This is a genomic window from Priestia koreensis, assembly GCF_001274935.1.
Taxonomy (GTDB): Bacteria; Bacillota; Bacilli; order Bacillales; family Bacillaceae_H; genus Bacillus_AG; species Bacillus_AG koreensis.
Map to the genome: position 1 here is coordinate 206341 of NZ_LILC01000023.1, position 16431 is coordinate 222771.

General features: G+C 41.1%; 20 protein-coding genes. 9 read left to right on the forward strand and 11 right to left on the reverse strand.

What is annotated here, in order from left to right:
* Nucleotides 1–2 precede the first annotated feature (2 nt).
* Entirely contained in the window at nt 3–185 is a 183-nt protein-coding gene (locus AMD01_RS17165; RefSeq protein WP_053402674.1) for a FeoB-associated Cys-rich membrane protein, read from the forward strand.
* 31 nt (nt 186–216) lie between these two features.
* On the opposite strand, the gene rpsN is transcribed toward AMD01_RS17165, so the two are convergent.
* Nucleotides 217–486 (reverse strand): 30S ribosomal protein S14, encoded by a 270-nt coding sequence (gene rpsN, locus AMD01_RS17170; protein WP_053402675.1) that lies wholly within the window; start codon nt 484–486, stop codon nt 217–219.
* 139 nt (nt 487–625) lie between these two features.
* Between rpsN and AMD01_RS17175 the strand changes: the two genes are divergently transcribed.
* Entirely contained in the window at nt 626–1150 is a 525-nt protein-coding gene (locus AMD01_RS17175) for a type 1 glutamine amidotransferase domain-containing protein (protein ID WP_053402676.1), read from the forward strand.
* A gap of 86 nt (nt 1151–1236) precedes the next feature.
* On the opposite strand, the gene AMD01_RS17180 is transcribed toward AMD01_RS17175, so the two are convergent.
* The 5 genes from AMD01_RS17180 to AMD01_RS17200 form a co-directional block, all read right to left on the reverse strand.
* Nucleotides 1237–1626: a hypothetical protein gene (locus AMD01_RS17180; protein WP_053402677.1), complete on the reverse strand. Its 390-nt coding sequence runs from the start codon at nt 1624–1626 to the stop codon at nt 1237–1239.
* A 3-nt stretch (nt 1627–1629) separates the two neighbouring features.
* Complete coding sequence (locus tag AMD01_RS17185; protein ID WP_053402678.1) at nt 1630–1827, reverse strand: helix-turn-helix transcriptional regulator; 198 nt, start codon at nt 1825–1827, stop codon at nt 1630–1632.
* Nucleotides 1828–1994: 167 nt separating this feature from the next.
* A complete protein-coding gene (locus tag AMD01_RS17190; protein ID WP_053402679.1) occupies nt 1995–2816 on the reverse strand; it encodes a carbohydrate ABC transporter permease in 822 nt (273 codons plus the stop codon).
* Nucleotides 2813–3694, reverse strand: a complete 882-nt coding sequence (locus AMD01_RS17195) for a carbohydrate ABC transporter permease (RefSeq protein WP_053402680.1) — start codon at nt 3692–3694, stop codon at nt 2813–2815. Before AMD01_RS17195 ends, AMD01_RS17190 begins: the two co-directional genes overlap by 4 nt.
* A gap of 53 nt (nt 3695–3747) precedes the next feature.
* Nucleotides 3748–5073 (reverse strand): extracellular solute-binding protein, encoded by a 1326-nt coding sequence (locus tag AMD01_RS17200; RefSeq protein WP_053402681.1) that lies wholly within the window; start codon nt 5071–5073, stop codon nt 3748–3750.
* A 415-nt stretch (nt 5074–5488) separates the two neighbouring features.
* Here AMD01_RS17200 and AMD01_RS17205 point away from each other — a divergent pair, with 415 nt between their 5' ends.
* Both AMD01_RS17205 and AMD01_RS17210 read left to right on the forward strand, forming a co-directional pair.
* Nucleotides 5489–5695, forward strand: a complete 207-nt coding sequence (locus tag AMD01_RS17205; RefSeq protein ID WP_053402682.1) for a DUF3311 domain-containing protein — start codon at nt 5489–5491, stop codon at nt 5693–5695.
* Nucleotides 5692–7191, forward strand: coding sequence for a sodium:solute symporter family protein (locus tag AMD01_RS17210; RefSeq protein WP_053402683.1), 1500 nt, complete (start codon nt 5692–5694; stop codon nt 7189–7191). Before AMD01_RS17205 ends, AMD01_RS17210 begins: the two co-directional genes overlap by 4 nt.
* Before the next feature lie 119 nt (nt 7192–7310).
* On the opposite strand, the gene AMD01_RS17215 is transcribed toward AMD01_RS17210, so the two are convergent.
* Nucleotides 7311–7697, reverse strand: a complete 387-nt coding sequence (locus tag AMD01_RS17215; protein ID WP_053402684.1) for a DUF948 domain-containing protein — start codon at nt 7695–7697, stop codon at nt 7311–7313.
* Between the two features lie 244 nt (nt 7698–7941).
* Between AMD01_RS17215 and AMD01_RS17220 the strand changes: the two genes are divergently transcribed.
* Together AMD01_RS17220 and AMD01_RS17225 are read left to right on the forward strand one after the other, a co-directional pair.
* Nucleotides 7942–8700 (forward strand): threonine/serine exporter family protein, encoded by a 759-nt coding sequence (locus tag AMD01_RS17220; RefSeq protein ID WP_053402685.1) that lies wholly within the window; start codon nt 7942–7944, stop codon nt 8698–8700.
* 21 nt (nt 8701–8721) lie between these two features.
* Nucleotides 8722–9165, forward strand: a complete 444-nt coding sequence (locus AMD01_RS17225) for a threonine/serine exporter family protein (protein ID WP_053402686.1) — start codon at nt 8722–8724, stop codon at nt 9163–9165.
* A 39-nt stretch (nt 9166–9204) separates the two neighbouring features.
* Here AMD01_RS17225 and fumC read toward each other — a convergent pair whose 3' ends face one another.
* Nucleotides 9205–10593 carry a class II fumarate hydratase gene (gene fumC / locus AMD01_RS17230; protein ID WP_053402687.1) on the reverse strand — a complete coding sequence of 463 codons (1389 nt, stop codon included), beginning with the start codon at nt 10591–10593 and terminating at the stop codon, nt 9205–9207.
* A gap of 196 nt (nt 10594–10789) precedes the next feature.
* Between fumC and AMD01_RS17235 the strand changes: the two genes are divergently transcribed.
* Both AMD01_RS17235 and AMD01_RS17240 read left to right on the forward strand, forming a co-directional pair.
* On the forward strand, nt 10790–11569 hold the full coding sequence (locus tag AMD01_RS17235; RefSeq protein ID WP_053402688.1) for a hypothetical protein: 780 nt from the start codon (nt 10790–10792) through the stop codon (nt 11567–11569).
* Nucleotides 11570–11573: 4 nt separating this feature from the next.
* A complete protein-coding gene (locus AMD01_RS17240; RefSeq protein ID WP_053402689.1) occupies nt 11574–12059 on the forward strand; it encodes a hypothetical protein in 486 nt (161 codons plus the stop codon).
* A gap of 11 nt (nt 12060–12070) precedes the next feature.
* Here the strand turns inward: AMD01_RS17240 and AMD01_RS17245 are convergent, their stop codons facing one another.
* Nucleotides 12071–12721: a peroxiredoxin gene (locus AMD01_RS17245; RefSeq protein WP_053402690.1), complete on the reverse strand. Its 651-nt coding sequence runs from the start codon at nt 12719–12721 to the stop codon at nt 12071–12073.
* A 159-nt stretch (nt 12722–12880) separates the two neighbouring features.
* On the opposite strand from AMD01_RS17245, the gene AMD01_RS17250 reads away from it, so the two are divergent.
* Nucleotides 12881–13936: a lactonase family protein gene (locus AMD01_RS17250; RefSeq protein ID WP_053402691.1), complete on the forward strand. Its 1056-nt coding sequence runs from the start codon at nt 12881–12883 to the stop codon at nt 13934–13936.
* A gap of 36 nt (nt 13937–13972) precedes the next feature.
* On the opposite strand, the gene AMD01_RS17255 is transcribed toward AMD01_RS17250, so the two are convergent.
* Both AMD01_RS17255 and AMD01_RS17260 read right to left on the reverse strand, forming a co-directional pair.
* Complete coding sequence (locus AMD01_RS17255; RefSeq protein ID WP_053402692.1) at nt 13973–15643, reverse strand: long-chain fatty acid--CoA ligase; 1671 nt, start codon at nt 15641–15643, stop codon at nt 13973–13975.
* A gap of 29 nt (nt 15644–15672) precedes the next feature.
* Nucleotides 15673–16425: an SDR family NAD(P)-dependent oxidoreductase gene (locus AMD01_RS17260; protein WP_053402693.1), complete on the reverse strand. Its 753-nt coding sequence runs from the start codon at nt 16423–16425 to the stop codon at nt 15673–15675.
* Nucleotides 16426–16431 lie beyond the last annotated feature (6 nt).

Below are 16431 nucleotides of genomic sequence, written 5' to 3' on the forward strand. Positions count from 1 at the left end.
ACATGCTTGCTAGTATTCTATTAGGAATTGTGATCTTTGCATATGCGACTTTTATGATCGTTCGTTTTGTCAAACGCAGTCGTCAAGGGAAATGCGCCGCGTGCGAGTTAAATAAATCATGTCAGTCCGGTTGTTCAGTTGTTACACCTGAACAGCGTCATAACATGTTACAGGATATGAAATAAAAAAAAGCGCTCGCGATGAGCGCTTTTTATTTTACCAGCTTGCTTTTTTTACTCCAGGTAGCTGACCTTTATGTGCTAATTCACGAAAGGCAATTCGCGACAAATCAAATTTACGCATATACCCTCGAGGTCTTCCAGTTACCTTACAGCGGCTATCCGAACGCGTTGGCGATGAATCACGAGGTAGCTGACGGAGCGCCTCATAATCTCCTTTCGCTTTTAATTCTTTGCGAATTTCCGCGTATTTTAACACGAGCTCTTCTCGTTTTTGTTGTTTGATAACCTTGGATTTTTTGGCCATGTTGATATTCCTCCTTCTATTAAATCGTAATAATTACGATTTAATAATTAAACCATACTTGCTTGAATACTACAATAAAAAAGCCTCTCTTTTTTCTTTCTTCCCTCTCTAATGATATACTGTCGTTGGAGGTGTACATATGCGATTACAATCAAAAAAAATCATTCAACTAGTAAGCGACGAATTTGAAGATCTTGAACTATGGTATCCTGTTCTACGCATGCGTGAGGAAGGTGCAACTGTTCATATCGTTGGAGAAAAAGCGAACACCGTGTACAAAGGGAAATACGGCGTACCGATCACATCTGATCGTTCATTCGATGAAATTAACCCTGCTGACTATGACGCGATTCTAGTTCCTGGAGGGTGGTCTCCTGATAAACTAAGACGCTACGAATCCGTACTGAACATGGTCAAACATATGGATGAGTACAAAAAGCCGATTGGCCAAATTTGCCACGCTGGCTGGGTACTCATTTCTGCTCGTATTTTAAACGGGGTGAACGTTACAAGCACACCGGGTATTAAAGATGACATGGAAAACGCTGGCGCTATTTGGCACGACGTTCCGGTCATTACAGATGGACATATCATCTCAAGCCGTCGCCCACCTGATTTACCAGAATACGCAAAAGAATTTGCAGATCAGCTTGCAGCAAAATAAAAAGGTAGGCGTCATCATCGACGCCTACCTTTTTACGATAAAACAATCGTTTATAGCATTAATGAGATGGATTCTAGTTGTATGTACTACTGATACTTTTTCGCTACCAAAAATTCAACCAGTGGTAAAGTGAACATCGCTAAACCTAATATCGCCAATAGAAAGACATTGATTGTACCATTGATCAATTTATCTGCCGCCACAGCAATCCAAATAAAGCACAGAAGCGTAAAATAACTAATTTTCGAGCTTTTTTCCGTAATTCTTTGTCCCAGCTCTTCTTCTTGTAAGATACCGTCTTTTTCTTCCTTACTGCCCCACGTAATAGTGGGTAAAAAAATCATTAACAGCGCTCCAATTGTTACGACTTCATTAAAACCAACTTCTTTTCCTGTTAAAAACTTAAAAACGGCATAGCCGATCACTACTAAAGTAGCGATTCCGATAATCATTGCACTGATTTTCCGCGTACTCAACCTTCATCTCTCCTCATTTAAAAACAAAGTATCCACTTTCACTCCTAAGCTTTCTGCTAAGTCAAAAGCCAATTGCAAACTTGGATCATATTTATTATTTTCTATTGCGTTGATCGTTTGTCTACTTACGCTACATAAATCAGCTAACTGACCTTGTGAAATCCCTTTCTGCTCACGGTATTCTTTTATTCGGTTTTGCATACGAACCGCACCCTTACATTCAAAATAATGTAAAATATGTTTTACACCCCCATTTTAAGACAAAACAAACAAGGTGTCAAATATATTTGACACCTTGTTTGTTTCCTACCTATTCAATCAAAATAAAAAATGGGATTGGTCATCTCCCCAATTAACCGATTTCTTCTTTACTCCTTAATCCCCCCTGCGACAGACCCTTCAATTAACTGTCGCTGAAAGAACAAATAAAACAGCATGACCGGAATAATGGACAAAATAATTCCTGCGTAGAGCGACCCATAGTCCGTTCGATATTGCTGAACCATCATAAGGTTCGCCATCTTTAGGGGGAGCGTTTTTGATTCATCGTCGCTAATAAGGATGAGCGCTAGCACGTATTCATTCCATATGCCGACGAAGTTAAAAATAGCTGCAGAAATAAGCCCAGGCTTAGCAAGCGGAATCACAATGCGCCAAAACACCATAAACGGCCCACAGCCATCAATGATCGCTGCTTCCTCTAGACTAGAAGGGATTTGTCTGAAAAAGGCTGTTAGCATAAAAATGGTAAACGGCAGTGAAAACGCCACGTACACCATAATTAATCCTGCATATGTATTGAGCAAGTTCATGTCATTTAACAAAAGAAATAAAGGTGTCATCGCTAGAAAAGTCGGCAGCATCAGCCCCATTAAAAAGAGCAGGTAAATGACGCGCTTCAATCGAAACATTTTTTTAGCAAGTACATACGCAGACATAGAAGAAATAAGCACGATTAAAAAAACCGTTAAAAGCGTAATCCACGCGCTGTTTATAAATCCAACGCCAAGTCCTCCTTCTCCCCACGCGTTTAAATAATTTTTTAGTGTAATAGACTCCGGTAGGCTCCACGGGTCGGTGAGAATTTGCTTGGATGTTTTAAAGGAATTGAGAAAGACCCATAAAATAGGAATAGCAATAAGAAGCGTGACAAGTATCATGACAACGTGCATCGTTTTTGATCGTTTCATGCTCTCTCTCCTTTCGAAAGTCGCATGAGAAGAACAGTCGCCCCTAAAATCAGAGTAAAGAACACAACGCCAAGAGCGGATGCATAACCAAAGTTGTAGTTTGAGAATGCCTGTTGAAACATATAAAGCGATAGTGGTTCAGTCGAGCGATTCGGTCCACCTGCCGTTAAAAGCTGCGGCATTTCAAAGATTTTAAGCGTGTTAATTAAAATAAAGATCACCGCGACCATCAACACGTCCTTTAGCATCGGCAAAATGACAAACACGCTTGTCTGAAAGCGATTTGCTCCGTCCACTTCAGCCGCTTCAATGACCTCTTGTGAAATATTTAGTACCCCGACGAATAATAGGATGGTATAAAATCCGACCGTATGCCAAATGTTCACCCATACGATAGACCCGAAGGCTGTGCGCGCCTGTCCTAACCATTCCGCTTTTAGAGCATCTAACCCTATTGCCTCTAATAGTAAGTTTAACAATCCGCTTATGGGGTTAAAAGCCGCTGACCAGAGCATCGCGATTGCCACAGATGGTAAAATGTATGGAAAAAACAATATGGAGCGATAAAACGCCACCCACTTTGTACGCTTTATGGAATACGCCATTAGCATCGCAAGCACCACGGCTATGACCAGCATTAATGGAAGCTGAAGAAGTACATATTTACCCGTATTCCAAATCGCATTAATAAAGTTTTCATCATGCATCATTTTTTGATAGTTTTGTAGGCCAATGAACGTTTTTTCCCCTATTCCCCGCCAGTTGTATAAGCTCGTTACAAACGCATTCAAAACGGGATACAAAACAAACAGACCGTACAAAACGAGCGCTGGAATCAAAAAGACAATAACCATCATTCGTTCTCGCTTTCTCGCCATAACAATCCCCTTTCTAAAACAAAGGCCCTTTGTTTCCAAAGAGCCCTTCTTCATTAAAAATCGTATTTTAGCTTACGGATCGAATCATCCTTTTTCACTTCTTCTGCTTTCTTTTCCATATACTCGATGAACTTTTTCGGACTCATTTCGCCTAACAATAAGCTCTGGTAGGCATTTGTAATGTTTTTTGCGAACTCAGGATATGAATCATTGATTGCTGTCGGTGCATAGGTTTTATTTTTCTCCGTAATCGCCAATGCACTTTTCAGAGATTCCGATTGAATCGCTTCTTCCGTTCCCTTTACAACACTTGCTAGCCCTCTTGATTTAACCATTTCATTTACTTGATCTTTACTAGAAAGATATTTTAAGAACTGAATGGCTTCACGTTGATTTTTCGCTTTCTTTGGAATGTACCATGCTCCACCCCACCCGGTTGAAATTGGAGCGTATCCCTGCTCATCTGCAGGACCATCTGCCCAGACCGGATGATTAATGGCGCGAAGCTTAAAGTCATCTGGAATCACATCTTTCATTTCCCCTTCAAGCCACGTTCCTGCCATAGCAAAAAGCGCTTTTCGCTGAAAGAATAACGTTTGTGCCTCCGTATGTGAAAGAGCCATCGAGCCATCTAGTATAAGCCCTTCTTTCATCATTTTGACACTTTCCTCGGCTGCCTTTAGAAATGGTTCTGACGCCCATGCGCCCTTTTCCAAGTTAAACGCACCTTCTATGGCTTTTATTCCGCCAATTCGCTCCACTAAAGGTAGATAGATGCCGTAGAAATAGTAGCCCGCTGATTTACCTTGAAGGGAGAAGACAGAAATGTTTTTCTTTTTTGCCTCAGCGCTTAGTTTGTACAAATCTTCCCACGTCTTAGGAAGCTCCCAGCCGTTATCATCAAACAGCTTTTGATCATACCACCATACATAACCCGGTGAGAAGACAGACGGAATGCCATAATAGTTGTCATCCATCTTTACTTGAAATTGATTTTGATTAAACGTATCCAACCATTTTTCTTTTTTATTATAGGCCTTACTCTCTAAAGCCTTATTCAAAGACAGCACTTCGCCACTTGCGATAATCCCTTGAACATCAAAGGAAGGTCCTGGATTGAACAGATCTGGTACATCTCCAGATAAAAACTTCGGCTGTAGCTGCTGGTGAATGTCTGGACTTGCTTCGATCTTAATTTTTACGTCTTTATGTAGCTTCATATATTCATCCGCGCTTTTCTTTACCCAATCAGATCCAAATCCACCTTCAAACATCATAACCGTAATCTCTTTTTTTCCGCCTGAGCTAGATGATTTGCTCGAACAACCAACCATTGTTCCCATACACAAAATGAGCAAAAAAATGACAACCTTTTTCATCTCATATCCCCTTTCGATTAAAACCAGATATGAACCAACACCTTATTTTATTGAGATATGTTGCATAACCTGGAGGAAAAATGACTATTTCTGCGATTTTGAAGATTAAATATGTTGTCACAATGCAGTGTTTTAAAGAAGCATTCGCATGTTTTGGTTCACAACTGGTATATGTAAATAATATCCAATAAAATAATTTATTTCAAGAAAATTCGAACTAATCAAACAAAATAGGTCCAACGATTCCGTTCAAACAAGACAATAGACCTAACAAGGACTGTAAACGCTAACATTTACAAATTATTTAAATTAATCAGACTTTTTCGTTATTTTGTATTGTTTTTGTTGAACAATGTTGCTATGATAATAAACATTATGAATCTAGTTATTCTATTTCACATCAGGAGGAACGTATATGAATAAAAAAGTTTTAATTTTCTTACTATTTATCCTACCTTTTGCTCTGCAGCTTGGGTTACTACCCATTATGAATCGAATTCATCCCATTATCCTCGGCCTTCCGCTTCTTCACTTTTGGTTATTTGCTTGGATCATTCTTACACCCGTTTGTACATGGGGAATTTATAAAGTTCATCAAAAGGAAGGAAGGTTTGAATCATGAAGGGAAATTTAACAGCACTGCTGATCACATCAGGAATTATATTAGTTGTCATCGCCATTGGCTTTTTGGCAGGACGGGACAAAGCGTCTCGGAGTTCTGTTGAAGAGTGGTCGGTCGGCGGAAGACGTTTTGGAGGGCTTCTCGTTTGGCTCTTAGTTGGGGCTGATTTGTATACAGCGTACACCTTTTTAGGACTAACAAGCACCGCGTATACAGGTGGTAGTCTGGCTTTCTTCGCTATTCCGTACTCTGTTTTGGCTTTTGCTATTTCGTATTTCTTTTTACCGAAGCTTTGGAACGTAGCAAACAATTTTAAATTGACTACGCTCGCAGATTATGCACGAGAACGTTTTGATAGTAAACTTCTTTCGGCTCTGATCGCAATTGTAGGCGTTTTAATGCTTATTCCATATATTTGCCTTCAACTGAACGGAATTCAAGATACACTGCGCGCAGCTGGAACGGGTTACATAAACGTACAAGTCGTTGTTATCATCTCCTTCTTACTTGTTGCACTCTATACATTCTTTAGTGGTATTAAAGGACCGACTTATACGGCTATTATTAAAGACATTTTAGTTTGGGTGATTATGCTATTTATGGTTGTCTCCCTTCCGATCATACATTTTGGCAGCTGGGGTTCGATGATGGACACGCTAAGTACAAAAGCACCACAGCTGTTAACCATCCCAACAGATGGACCAAAAGGGATTCCGTGGTTTATTAGTGCCGCTCTTGTTTCATCACTTGCGCTATTTATGTGGGCACATGCAGCAACAGGCGTGTTCACAGCAAAAAATGCGAACACGTTGAGAAAAAATGCGATCTTTTTACCTCTTTATAACATCGTCTTAATTTTAGTTATCTTTTTAGGGTTTATCGCCTTCTTGGTGCTACCAAAAGGAACTGACCCACGTTTTGCTCTTTTAACGCTTATTCAAACGTCTTATGGCGGCGTGATGCAAGGTTTAGCGTTCGCAACGATCGCACTCGCTTCCCTTATTCCGTGTTCCATTATGGCAGTCGGAGCATCCAACCTATTTGCTAATAATATTTACCGTGATCTAATTAATCCTTCCGTTCAGGGAAAACGTTTAACAATGATTACGCGTTCAATGGTATTTGTCGTAATCGGTCTTGCACTATTATTTGGACTTCTTTTCCCGACGGCGCTCGTTACGCTACAGTTATTAGGCGTTTCTGGTATGGTTCAGATCTTCCCTGCCATTGTCATCAGCTTGTTTTGGAAAAAACAGACGAGAGAAGCGACGATTATCGGATTGATTGTCGGAGTAGCGACGACATTCACGGTGTATTCAACCGGCCATTCGCTTGGTATTTATGAAGGGTTCTGGGGGCTTAGCGCAAATGTTCTTGCACTCGTTATTTTCAACCCACTGTTCAAGCAGGCAAAGAAATTTACAAGCAATTCTGTGTGGCGATTCTTATTTAGCCCAGCAAAAGCAGTAGACAATCAAGTGAATAAAGGAGCGTAAAGAATGAAAGACCATACGAATTGTATGGTCTTTCATCTATGTGTAGGCATCAGGTTAGGCTCACAATGAGGAAACGTACATCCCTTGCGCGAAGAAAAGATACGAGATGTATCATGCTCTTATCTCATTTTCGCTTTTCGACGCTTTCCAATTTGTAGCACCTTATCCACAACACGGTCAATTTGGTGATAGAAAGGCTCTCCTTGAGGAGCTGGCTTTCCGTTAGTCCAAATTTTCTTCATAAGCTTTGGCGTCTCTTTTGAAGACGTGATGATACCTTGAAACGTTTCTTTCTTATACGCCACATCCTGCTGAATTTTTGATGTCGTCACGCTTAGCTGATTCGTTTCATTTTTGATGGCGTCCACCTTCGCCTGCATACGAGCAGATGTTTCATTTAAATGATTTAAAGTCGGTTTCAGTTCTTTTAATGATTTGACCGCCACAATTCCTAAGTAAATAATCGCCAAAACGACAACGGCGATACTTATGTATACAATGATCATTTGCACTCCTCCTAATCGTTGGACATTGCTTTTCATATACCCTTATTGTATCAAAATTAAAACGATGTTATGAAGAATTACACGAAGGGTATGTTAGTATTAAAGATGTCACAATAATGGCATTTTAAAAAAATCACTTTTATAGCGCTTACATATAAAATTTTCTATTGCATCTACCACCTATTTTTTTATACACTGAATGCTGGAAGATGAAACATAGTTTTAGACGTTTGGAGCGAATGCGATGCAAGAAAAATTAAACAGATACGACATCATGGATGTGAGCCTTTTAGCAGGTAAGATTATGCTAGAAAGTGGCGCCGAAACATATCGCGTAGAAGATACAATGGAGCGTATCGCTGCTTCATTCGGAATTCCGAAATCGCATAGCTATGTGACGCCTACTGGCATCATGTTCTCCATTGAAACGAAAGAACCAACGAAAACAAAACTCATTCGGATCTCAGAGCGCACGACCGACTTAAAAAAGGTGACGCTGGTCAACAGTATTTCAAGACGAATTAGTCGTGGTGAAATCGAACTCGAAGATGCCTACGAGGCCCTCGAAGAAATTCAATCTTCTACGATGCCCTTTCCTTTCGTTCTTCAAATACTTGCTGCAGCCATTTCAAGCGGCTGTTTTTTAATTATGTTCCAAGGCTCTTGGATTGATTTTGCACCTGCGATGATTGCAGGAGGCTGTGGATTTATCACCTCTGTATCACTGCAGCGCTTAATTCCGATTAAATTTATCTCCGAGTTTGCGGCATCCCTTATACTCGGCGTCATTTCGTTTTTATTTGTCTATGTGGGAATCGGTAGTCAGTTGGATAAAATCATTATTTCTTCTGTCATGCCATTAGTACCTGGGCTTTTAATTACAAATGCTGTACGTGATTTAATGGCTGGACACTTAATATCAGGCCTATCTAAAGGAGCAGAAGCTTTTTTAACGGCATTTGCCATTGGTGCAGGTATTGCAGCTATTTTTACCGTTTTTTAAAGACGTGAGAGGAGGAATCGCATGAGCATAGTTGAACAGCTCATTACGAGTTTTATTGCTTCAGCAGCTTTCGTTATTTTATTTAATGTTCCAAAAGAGTCACTCATTAAATGCGGTTTTGTTGGGATGATTGGCTGGGTTGTTTATTTTTCGATGACTTCCTATGGTATGGACCCAGTCATTAGCACTGTTACTGCTTCATTCTTTATCGCTGTTATTAGTCAGCTTTTTGCTAAATACTACAAAACACCGATTATCATTTTTACCGTTGCAGGAATTATCCCGCTTGTACCTGGAGGATTGGCTTATGATGCCATGCGAAACTTCGTACAAAATGATTACAATATGGCAATCGGATTAGCTGCCAAAGCATTTATGATTTCAGGTTCCATTGCAATTGGAATTGTGTTCTCTGAAGTTATTAACCAGCTAATACGACGAACAAAACTGAATGCCAGAGCATAAGAAAAACGCAGAAAGCTCTGCGTTTTTTATTTTTCTCTTCTATTCCTGTGGTGAAATCATTTTTTTAGGATCTACATATGAGTCAAACTCTTCCTCTGAGAGCAGCCCAAGTTTTAACGTTGCTTCTTTTAACGTTGTTCCTTCCTGATGAGCCAACTTGGCAATTTTAGCCGCATTCTCATAGCCAATTTGTGAATTGAGAGCTGTTACAAGCATAAGAGAGTTTTTTACATTATGGTCGATCGTCTCATAATTCGCCTGAATTCCAACCGCACATTTGTCATTAAACGTGTGCATCGCATCGCTTAATAATTGAACGGACTGTAAAAAGTTATAAATAATGACGGGCTTAAACACGTTTAACTCAAAGTTTCCTTGGCTTGCCGCAATCCCAATCGTCACATCGTTTCCTAAAACCTGCGCCGCTACCATCGTAAGTGCTTCACTTTGGGTTGGATTTACCTTACCAGGCATAATGCTACTTCCCGGCTCATTGGCTGGAATCGTGATTTCCCCAATTCCACTTCTCGGGCCGCTTGCTAGCCATCTGACGTCGTTCGCTATTTTCATGAGGTCCGCAGCTAATGCCTTTAGAGCTCCGTGTGCATACACAACTTGATCATGACTCGTGAGCGCGTGAAATTTATTACTAGCAGACGTAAACGGCTTATTTGTGAATCCACTAATCTCTTCTGCGACTAAATCACCAAACTTAGGATGGGCGTTAATTCCTGTACCGACGGCTGTTCCGCCAATCGCTAGTTCCTTCATGTACTGAACGCTCTCTTGAATCATGCTCTCGCTTTTAATCAGCATGTGATGCCAGCCGCTTACTTCCTGTCCAAGTGTTAACGGCGTGGCATCCTGCAGATGTGTGCGTCCTATTTTGATAATATCTTGAAACGCATTCATCTTTTCTTCAAATGTTTTTGACAGGACTTGTAGCGACGGAAGAAGTTTGTTTTCAATCGCCAGAACACCTGCTACGTGAAGAGCAGTCGGAAACGTATCGTTTGAGCTTTGAGACATGTTAACATCATCATTTGGATGAAGTCGTTCACTGCTCCCCCTTTCCTCTAGAAGCTGATTCCCTCGATTAGCAAGCACCTCATTCATGTTCATATTTGACTGGGTCCCGCTTCCTGTTTGCCATACAACAAGCGGGAAGTGTTCGTTCCACTTTCCTTCTAATACTTCGTCTGCTGCCTCTGTAATCGCTTCTGCTTTTTCATTTGACAGCTTATGAAGTTTTTGATTGCTAATCGCAGCACCTTTTTTCAAAAGCGCAAAGGCTTGAATTACTTCAAGCGGCATCGTTTCATGACCGATCGGAAAATTTTCTTTACTCCGCTGCGTCTGTGCTCCCCACAATTTTTCCTTTGGTACATTTATTTCACCTAACGTATCTCGTTCAACCCGATATTCCATTTTCTCGTCTCCTTTTCTATGTACGCGATCTACATTTATTTTCTCATTTTTATTCCTGAATAGTATCACTTTTTCCTACTGAACAACTTGTTAAACTTGTTATGTGCTAATCCTAAAGCCCAAAAGCCCAATGGAATAAAATGAGAATAGAAGAAGATAATAAACACGATTCTTACTTTATTAAAGGACGTTTTTTATGAACAATCAACGAAAAACTAGACGCACAACCGCCTATGTAAGCCTACTCGGTACTACTCAAATTCACCTACGAAATCCGTATGTTGTGGCATGGTGGTCAGCAGCCTTTCCTGGTTTTGGGCATTTGCTTTTATCAAAATATCTCCGAGGATTTTCACTGTTTATTTGGGAGGTCGTCGTTAACACACAATCCAACATTAATTTTTCAATGATTTATTCATTTGAAGGAAAAATACAATTAGCGAAAGACATATTGGATACGCGCTGGCTACTTATTTATATTCCGGTCTATATTTTTGCCATATGGGATAGTTACCGTACAACCGTAGACTTAAACCGCATTTATGTATTGGCTCAGCATGAGGATAATAAGTTTTCACCTTTTAAAATTGGCGCAATGGAAATTAACTATTTAGATAAACGATCCCCTCTGGTTGCCTTCATGTGGTCACTTTTTGCCCCAGGATTGGGACAGCTATATGTACATCGAATCGTAACGGCTTTTTTCGTCATTGTATGGTCTGTTGTATTCTTTTATTATTCGCATGCCTTAGAAGCCATTATTTTGCTTTTTCAAGGCGATATTCAGCGCTCAACGGACGCAATTCGTGGCGAATGGCTTCTTTTCTTTCCATCACTCTATGGCTTTGCTGTATTTGATGCATACATGAATACGATTGAAAACAACAAACTGTTTGAAATTGAGCAGCGTCATTATTTAAGAGCGAACTATCAATGCTCCTCTTTCAAGATTCAAACATCACGAAAAAAGGAGTAAGCACATGCAAATTTTTTCTACTTTCGAACATTCTAGTTTTTTGGAGCTAGCGATTGCATCACTTGAAGAACGAGGTGTTAACTCACACAACATTTTCGCCGTGCCTCTCAACACTCGAAAAAGTGAACGGAAGATATTCGATACGATCCACTATGCTGACGGTGTCTCTCTCATTGATCTAGCGATGGGATTAGCAACCGCTCTTAGCGTAATTGGGGCAAGTATAGGATTCAAGCTGGCATGGGGGCCTATTTATTGGGGACTGATTGGGGCCGCCACAGGATTTGTAATCGGCTTAGCAATAAAATGGGGATATTTTAAGCTCTTTAAGCCCTTGAAAGGCGAGCGCTCTTCAAAACCAACAGAAGTTATTTTAATTGTTGAGTGCTCAGGGAAAGTAGCAGCAGAAGTGGAGCAAATTTTGTGGGATCATCTTGCTCTTGGAGTTGCCATAATTAATGGGGAAGAGAACAAAAAAGACAGCTCTTAAGCTGCCCTAACTCATAGTATCTTTTTCCCTACGTACCAATCGATTTGCTCGACGCCTTCCTCACTCGATCCTCCCATGTCATCTTGTGTTTTAGGTGGCGCGACTAATACTTTATCACCAGGCTCCCAATTAGCAGGCGTATAAACGTCATGCATTTGTGCGGTTTGTAGCGCCTGTACAAGGCGAACCAGCTCTTTCATATTTCGTCCCGTGCTGATGGGATAGTACATGATTGAACGGATCACATGTTCTTGATCAAGAATGAACACTGCACGAGAGGTTTCAGTGTGACTCTCACCAGGCATAATCATTCCATATTTTGTTGCCACGCTCTGATCCTTATCCGCGATGATGGGATATTCTATGCTTGTATTAAAGCTTTCTTCAATGCCCCGAAGCCAAGCAAGATGAGCAGATAAACTATCGACGCTTAAACCTAATATTTCGACGCCATAATCTTTTAAAAGAGGATAAATCTCTTGGAAACCAACGAGCTCCGTTGCACACACCGGTGAGAAGGAGCTTGGATGAGAGAATAAAATAAGCCACTTTCCACGATAGTCTTCGAGCATTAGTTTACCTTTGGTTGTTACGGCTTCAAAGCTAGGTGCTTTATCCCCGAGCCTTGGAATGGCAATGGTTTCAGTCACTTCTTCGAACATGTTCGTATTCCTCCTAAATATGATGTATTTAGTTTACCCGGTTGTAAAAGAGGTAAACTATTATCTAAAGGGACGAGCGAGGAAAGTCTGTCCTTTATGTAGATGAATGCAATTATGCTATAATGAGAGCGATATAACCCGAAAAAGGAGCATCTGTACATGGCAAAAAACACATTTATTGGCTACGTTGGTACTTATACGAGAGGTGATAGTGAAGGAATTTATACTTTTTCACTAGATACAGCTGAAAAACGTTTAAGTCAAACAGCTCTAGCTGCAGAAATTGAAAACCCTACATACTTAGCAATTACAAAAGACAATAAGTCTCTGTATTCTGTCAAAAAAGACGGGGACCTAGGCGGAGTTGCTTCATTCGAAGTGAATCCTGAAACAGGGAACCTTTCGTATTTAAATCATCGCTTGCTTGAAGGTCCCCCACCTTGTCATGTAAGCGTAGATAAAAAGTTTGCAACCGTGCTTGCGACGAATTACCATCGTGGATCTGTTGAAACTTTTATCGTTGATCAACAGGATCGTTCATTAGAAGAAGCCATTTCTGTTGTCAGACACGAAGGGTCAGGTCTTGATCCTGAACGCCAGGAGAAAGCACATACACACTATGCAGGATTTACCCCTGATCAGAAGTTTGTTGTAGCAGTCGATCTTGGAATTGATAAAATTCTGACGTACAAACTCAATGATGGAAAGCTTACACAAGTTCATAGCTTAACAGTAAAAGCAGGAAGCGGACCAAGACACCTTGTCTTCCATCCAAATCGAAAATGGGCGTATGTGATGACAGAGTTAAGCTCTGAAGTTATTGTCCTTGCTTACAATGAAAAAAATGGTAGCTTTGAAGAAATTCAGTACCTCTCCACCCTACCAGAAGGATTTACGGAAAATAACCAAGGAAGCGCTATTCATATCTCTTCTGATGGTCGCTACCTTTATGCAGGAAACCGTGGGCATAACAGCATTGCTCTATTTTGGATTAATCAAGCAAGCGGACAGCTTGACTTCGTTGAACATACGTCAACAGAAGGAAACTGGCCACGTGACTTCGTCTTAGATCCATCTGAAAACTTCGTGGTGGCATCTAACCAAGAGTCAAATAACCTGGTTTTATTTTCTCGTGATGCAGAGAGTGGAAAACTAACTCTTCTCCAATCCGTTCCGGTTCCGGAGCCAGTGTGTGTAAAGTTCTTGCATGCATAAGAAAAAACAGAGGGATATCCCTCTGTTTTTTCTATGTTAATACGTCACTTCATCTTTCGTTTCTTCTTCCTGCAGCTGTCGCCATAGGATTTTCCCGCTTGAAGTGGTTGGGAGCGCATCTCTAAATTCAACAATGCGTGGGTATTTATATGCCGCCATTTGATTCTTCGCCCATTCAATGATGTCGTCTTCTGTCACGTTTCCTTTCGCTTCCTCCTGCAAAATAACAAACGCCTTTACAGTTTCGCCGCGGTGCGCATCAGGAGCCCCGATCACACATGCCTGCTGAATTGCGGGATGTTTATAGAGCGTATTTTCCACTTCAGATGGCCATACCTTAAATCCGGAGGCATTAATCATTCGTTTCACTCGGTCAACCATAAAATAATACCCTTCCTGATCTTGCCTACCGATATCGCCGGTTCGAAAGAAGGACTTTCCGTCTAATTCGATGAACGAGTATTTGGTTTCATCAGGACGGTTGTAGTACCCTTTAAATACTTGAGGACCCCGTACGATAATCTCACCTTCCTCGTTATCGCCTAACTCTTTTAAGGAAATAGGATCAATTACACGAGCATCCACATCAAATACCGGTATACCTAAACACTGTAACTTCGTATGATCAGGAGGATTAAGATGGGTTTGCGCAATGGTTTCGGATAATCCGTAGCCCTCTAAAAACTGAATGCCCGTCAGCTGGAAGAGCTTTTGACCTACCGCCTCAGGTAAAGGAGCTCCTCCTCCTGTAATGTTCACAAGCGATCTTAAATCTTCTTTTAGCAGTTGCTTATTTGAAAGAAAATCAATGAGCATCGTACTAATGGTCACCCAATGCGTAACGTTGTTGGTTTGAATAATTTGCTTAGCATATTCACGGTTCCAGCGGGTCATAATGACCATCGACGCCCCTGCATAGATGGGAACAAGCATACTGTTTGTCATTCCTGTCACATGAAAAAGCGGCAACGTCTGCAAACTGAGTGAATTTGACGTAATGTTAATCCAGTGATAGCCTCCAATTACGTTCGCTTGTACGGTGCGATGCGTATGCATACATCCTTTGGGAAGACCTGTTGTTCCCGATGTATATGGGAGAACAGCTAAATCATCCGGTGAACCCTCATCTTTTTTTGGTAAGCACCCTGCTTGAAGAACATTTCCCCATGTATAGACGCCTTTCTCATTGAATGGAATAGCTGCCATCGCCACTTCTTTTGGGAGATCTTCAAAATCTGGTTTCTCAGGCAAATAGTGCGAATAGGCACCCACAATCGCTGCCTCAAGATGTGAATGAAGAAACGGTTTCACCCGTGGCCAGAGCTCTTGTCCGACAATCGCATGCTTCATGCTACAGTCCGTCATATAAAACGCGAGCTCTTCTGTCGTATTCATCGTATTAATAGGCACTACAACCGCATTAGCTCGTAAAATAGCAAAATAGCTAATGACAAATTGGGGAGAGTTTTGCATATAGAGGAGAACACGGTCCCCTTTTTTTACGTGCAGCGTATGTTGAAGAAACCCTGCCACTTTATCAACTTCCTCAAGAAGCTGCTGATACGTATAAGAAGCACCGTAATAGTAGACGGCTTCGTTATGTGGATAACGCTTTGCAGCGACTACTAAATTATCATACAATGTTGTCTCAGGAATACTAAGCGATGTTGAAAGTCGTTTTGGCCAATACGCAAAATGGTTTACCATATAGGAAACACTCCTTTTAAAAATTGGACTTAAACAATTAACCAGCCACCATCTACTAATAAATCAGTTCCTGTCATATAGGAAGCGTCTGTGGATGCTGCAAAGGCAATGACTTTTGCAATTTCCTCAGGCTTTCCAACGCGCTGTAGGGCAGTATTTCTTTCAATCGATGATTTAAAGCGTTCGTTTTGCAGACCGTCTTCTGTAAGCGGCGTTTCCACGAAACCAGGCGAAACAGAATTCACGCGAATTTTATACGGTGCCAGTTCGAAGGCGAGTGCTCGTGTAAAATTCATCACTGCTGCCTTTGCTGCACTATAGTGTGGGATGTGAGCTCCTGCTTTATGACCCGATAAGGAGGAGACGTTTACAATCGCTCGATCGTTCTCTGATCTTTGTCGATCCGCCATTACATTTCCAAGCATCTTGGAGACGAGAAACACGCTTTTCAGATTGATATCTTGCACATAGTCCCACTCACTGCTTGATAGGTTCAAAATTTTCCCTTGTGCGGAGCCTCCAGCGTTGTTAATCAGAATATCCAAATGTCCATAGGTTTCTTTCACATAAGAAGCTAAATTTTCCACATCAGACTCTGACGTTACATCTGCTGGAAAAACGTCTCCGTTTCCTTCTAGAAGGGCCGCTGTCTCCTCTAATTTTTCCTTTGTACGCCCCACTAGCACAACTTTCGCTCCCTGCTTTCCTAACTCAACCGCCGTGGCTCGACCAATACCACTGCCCGCTCCTGTAATAACCGTTACTTTGTTGTCAAAGCGCATGTTTCT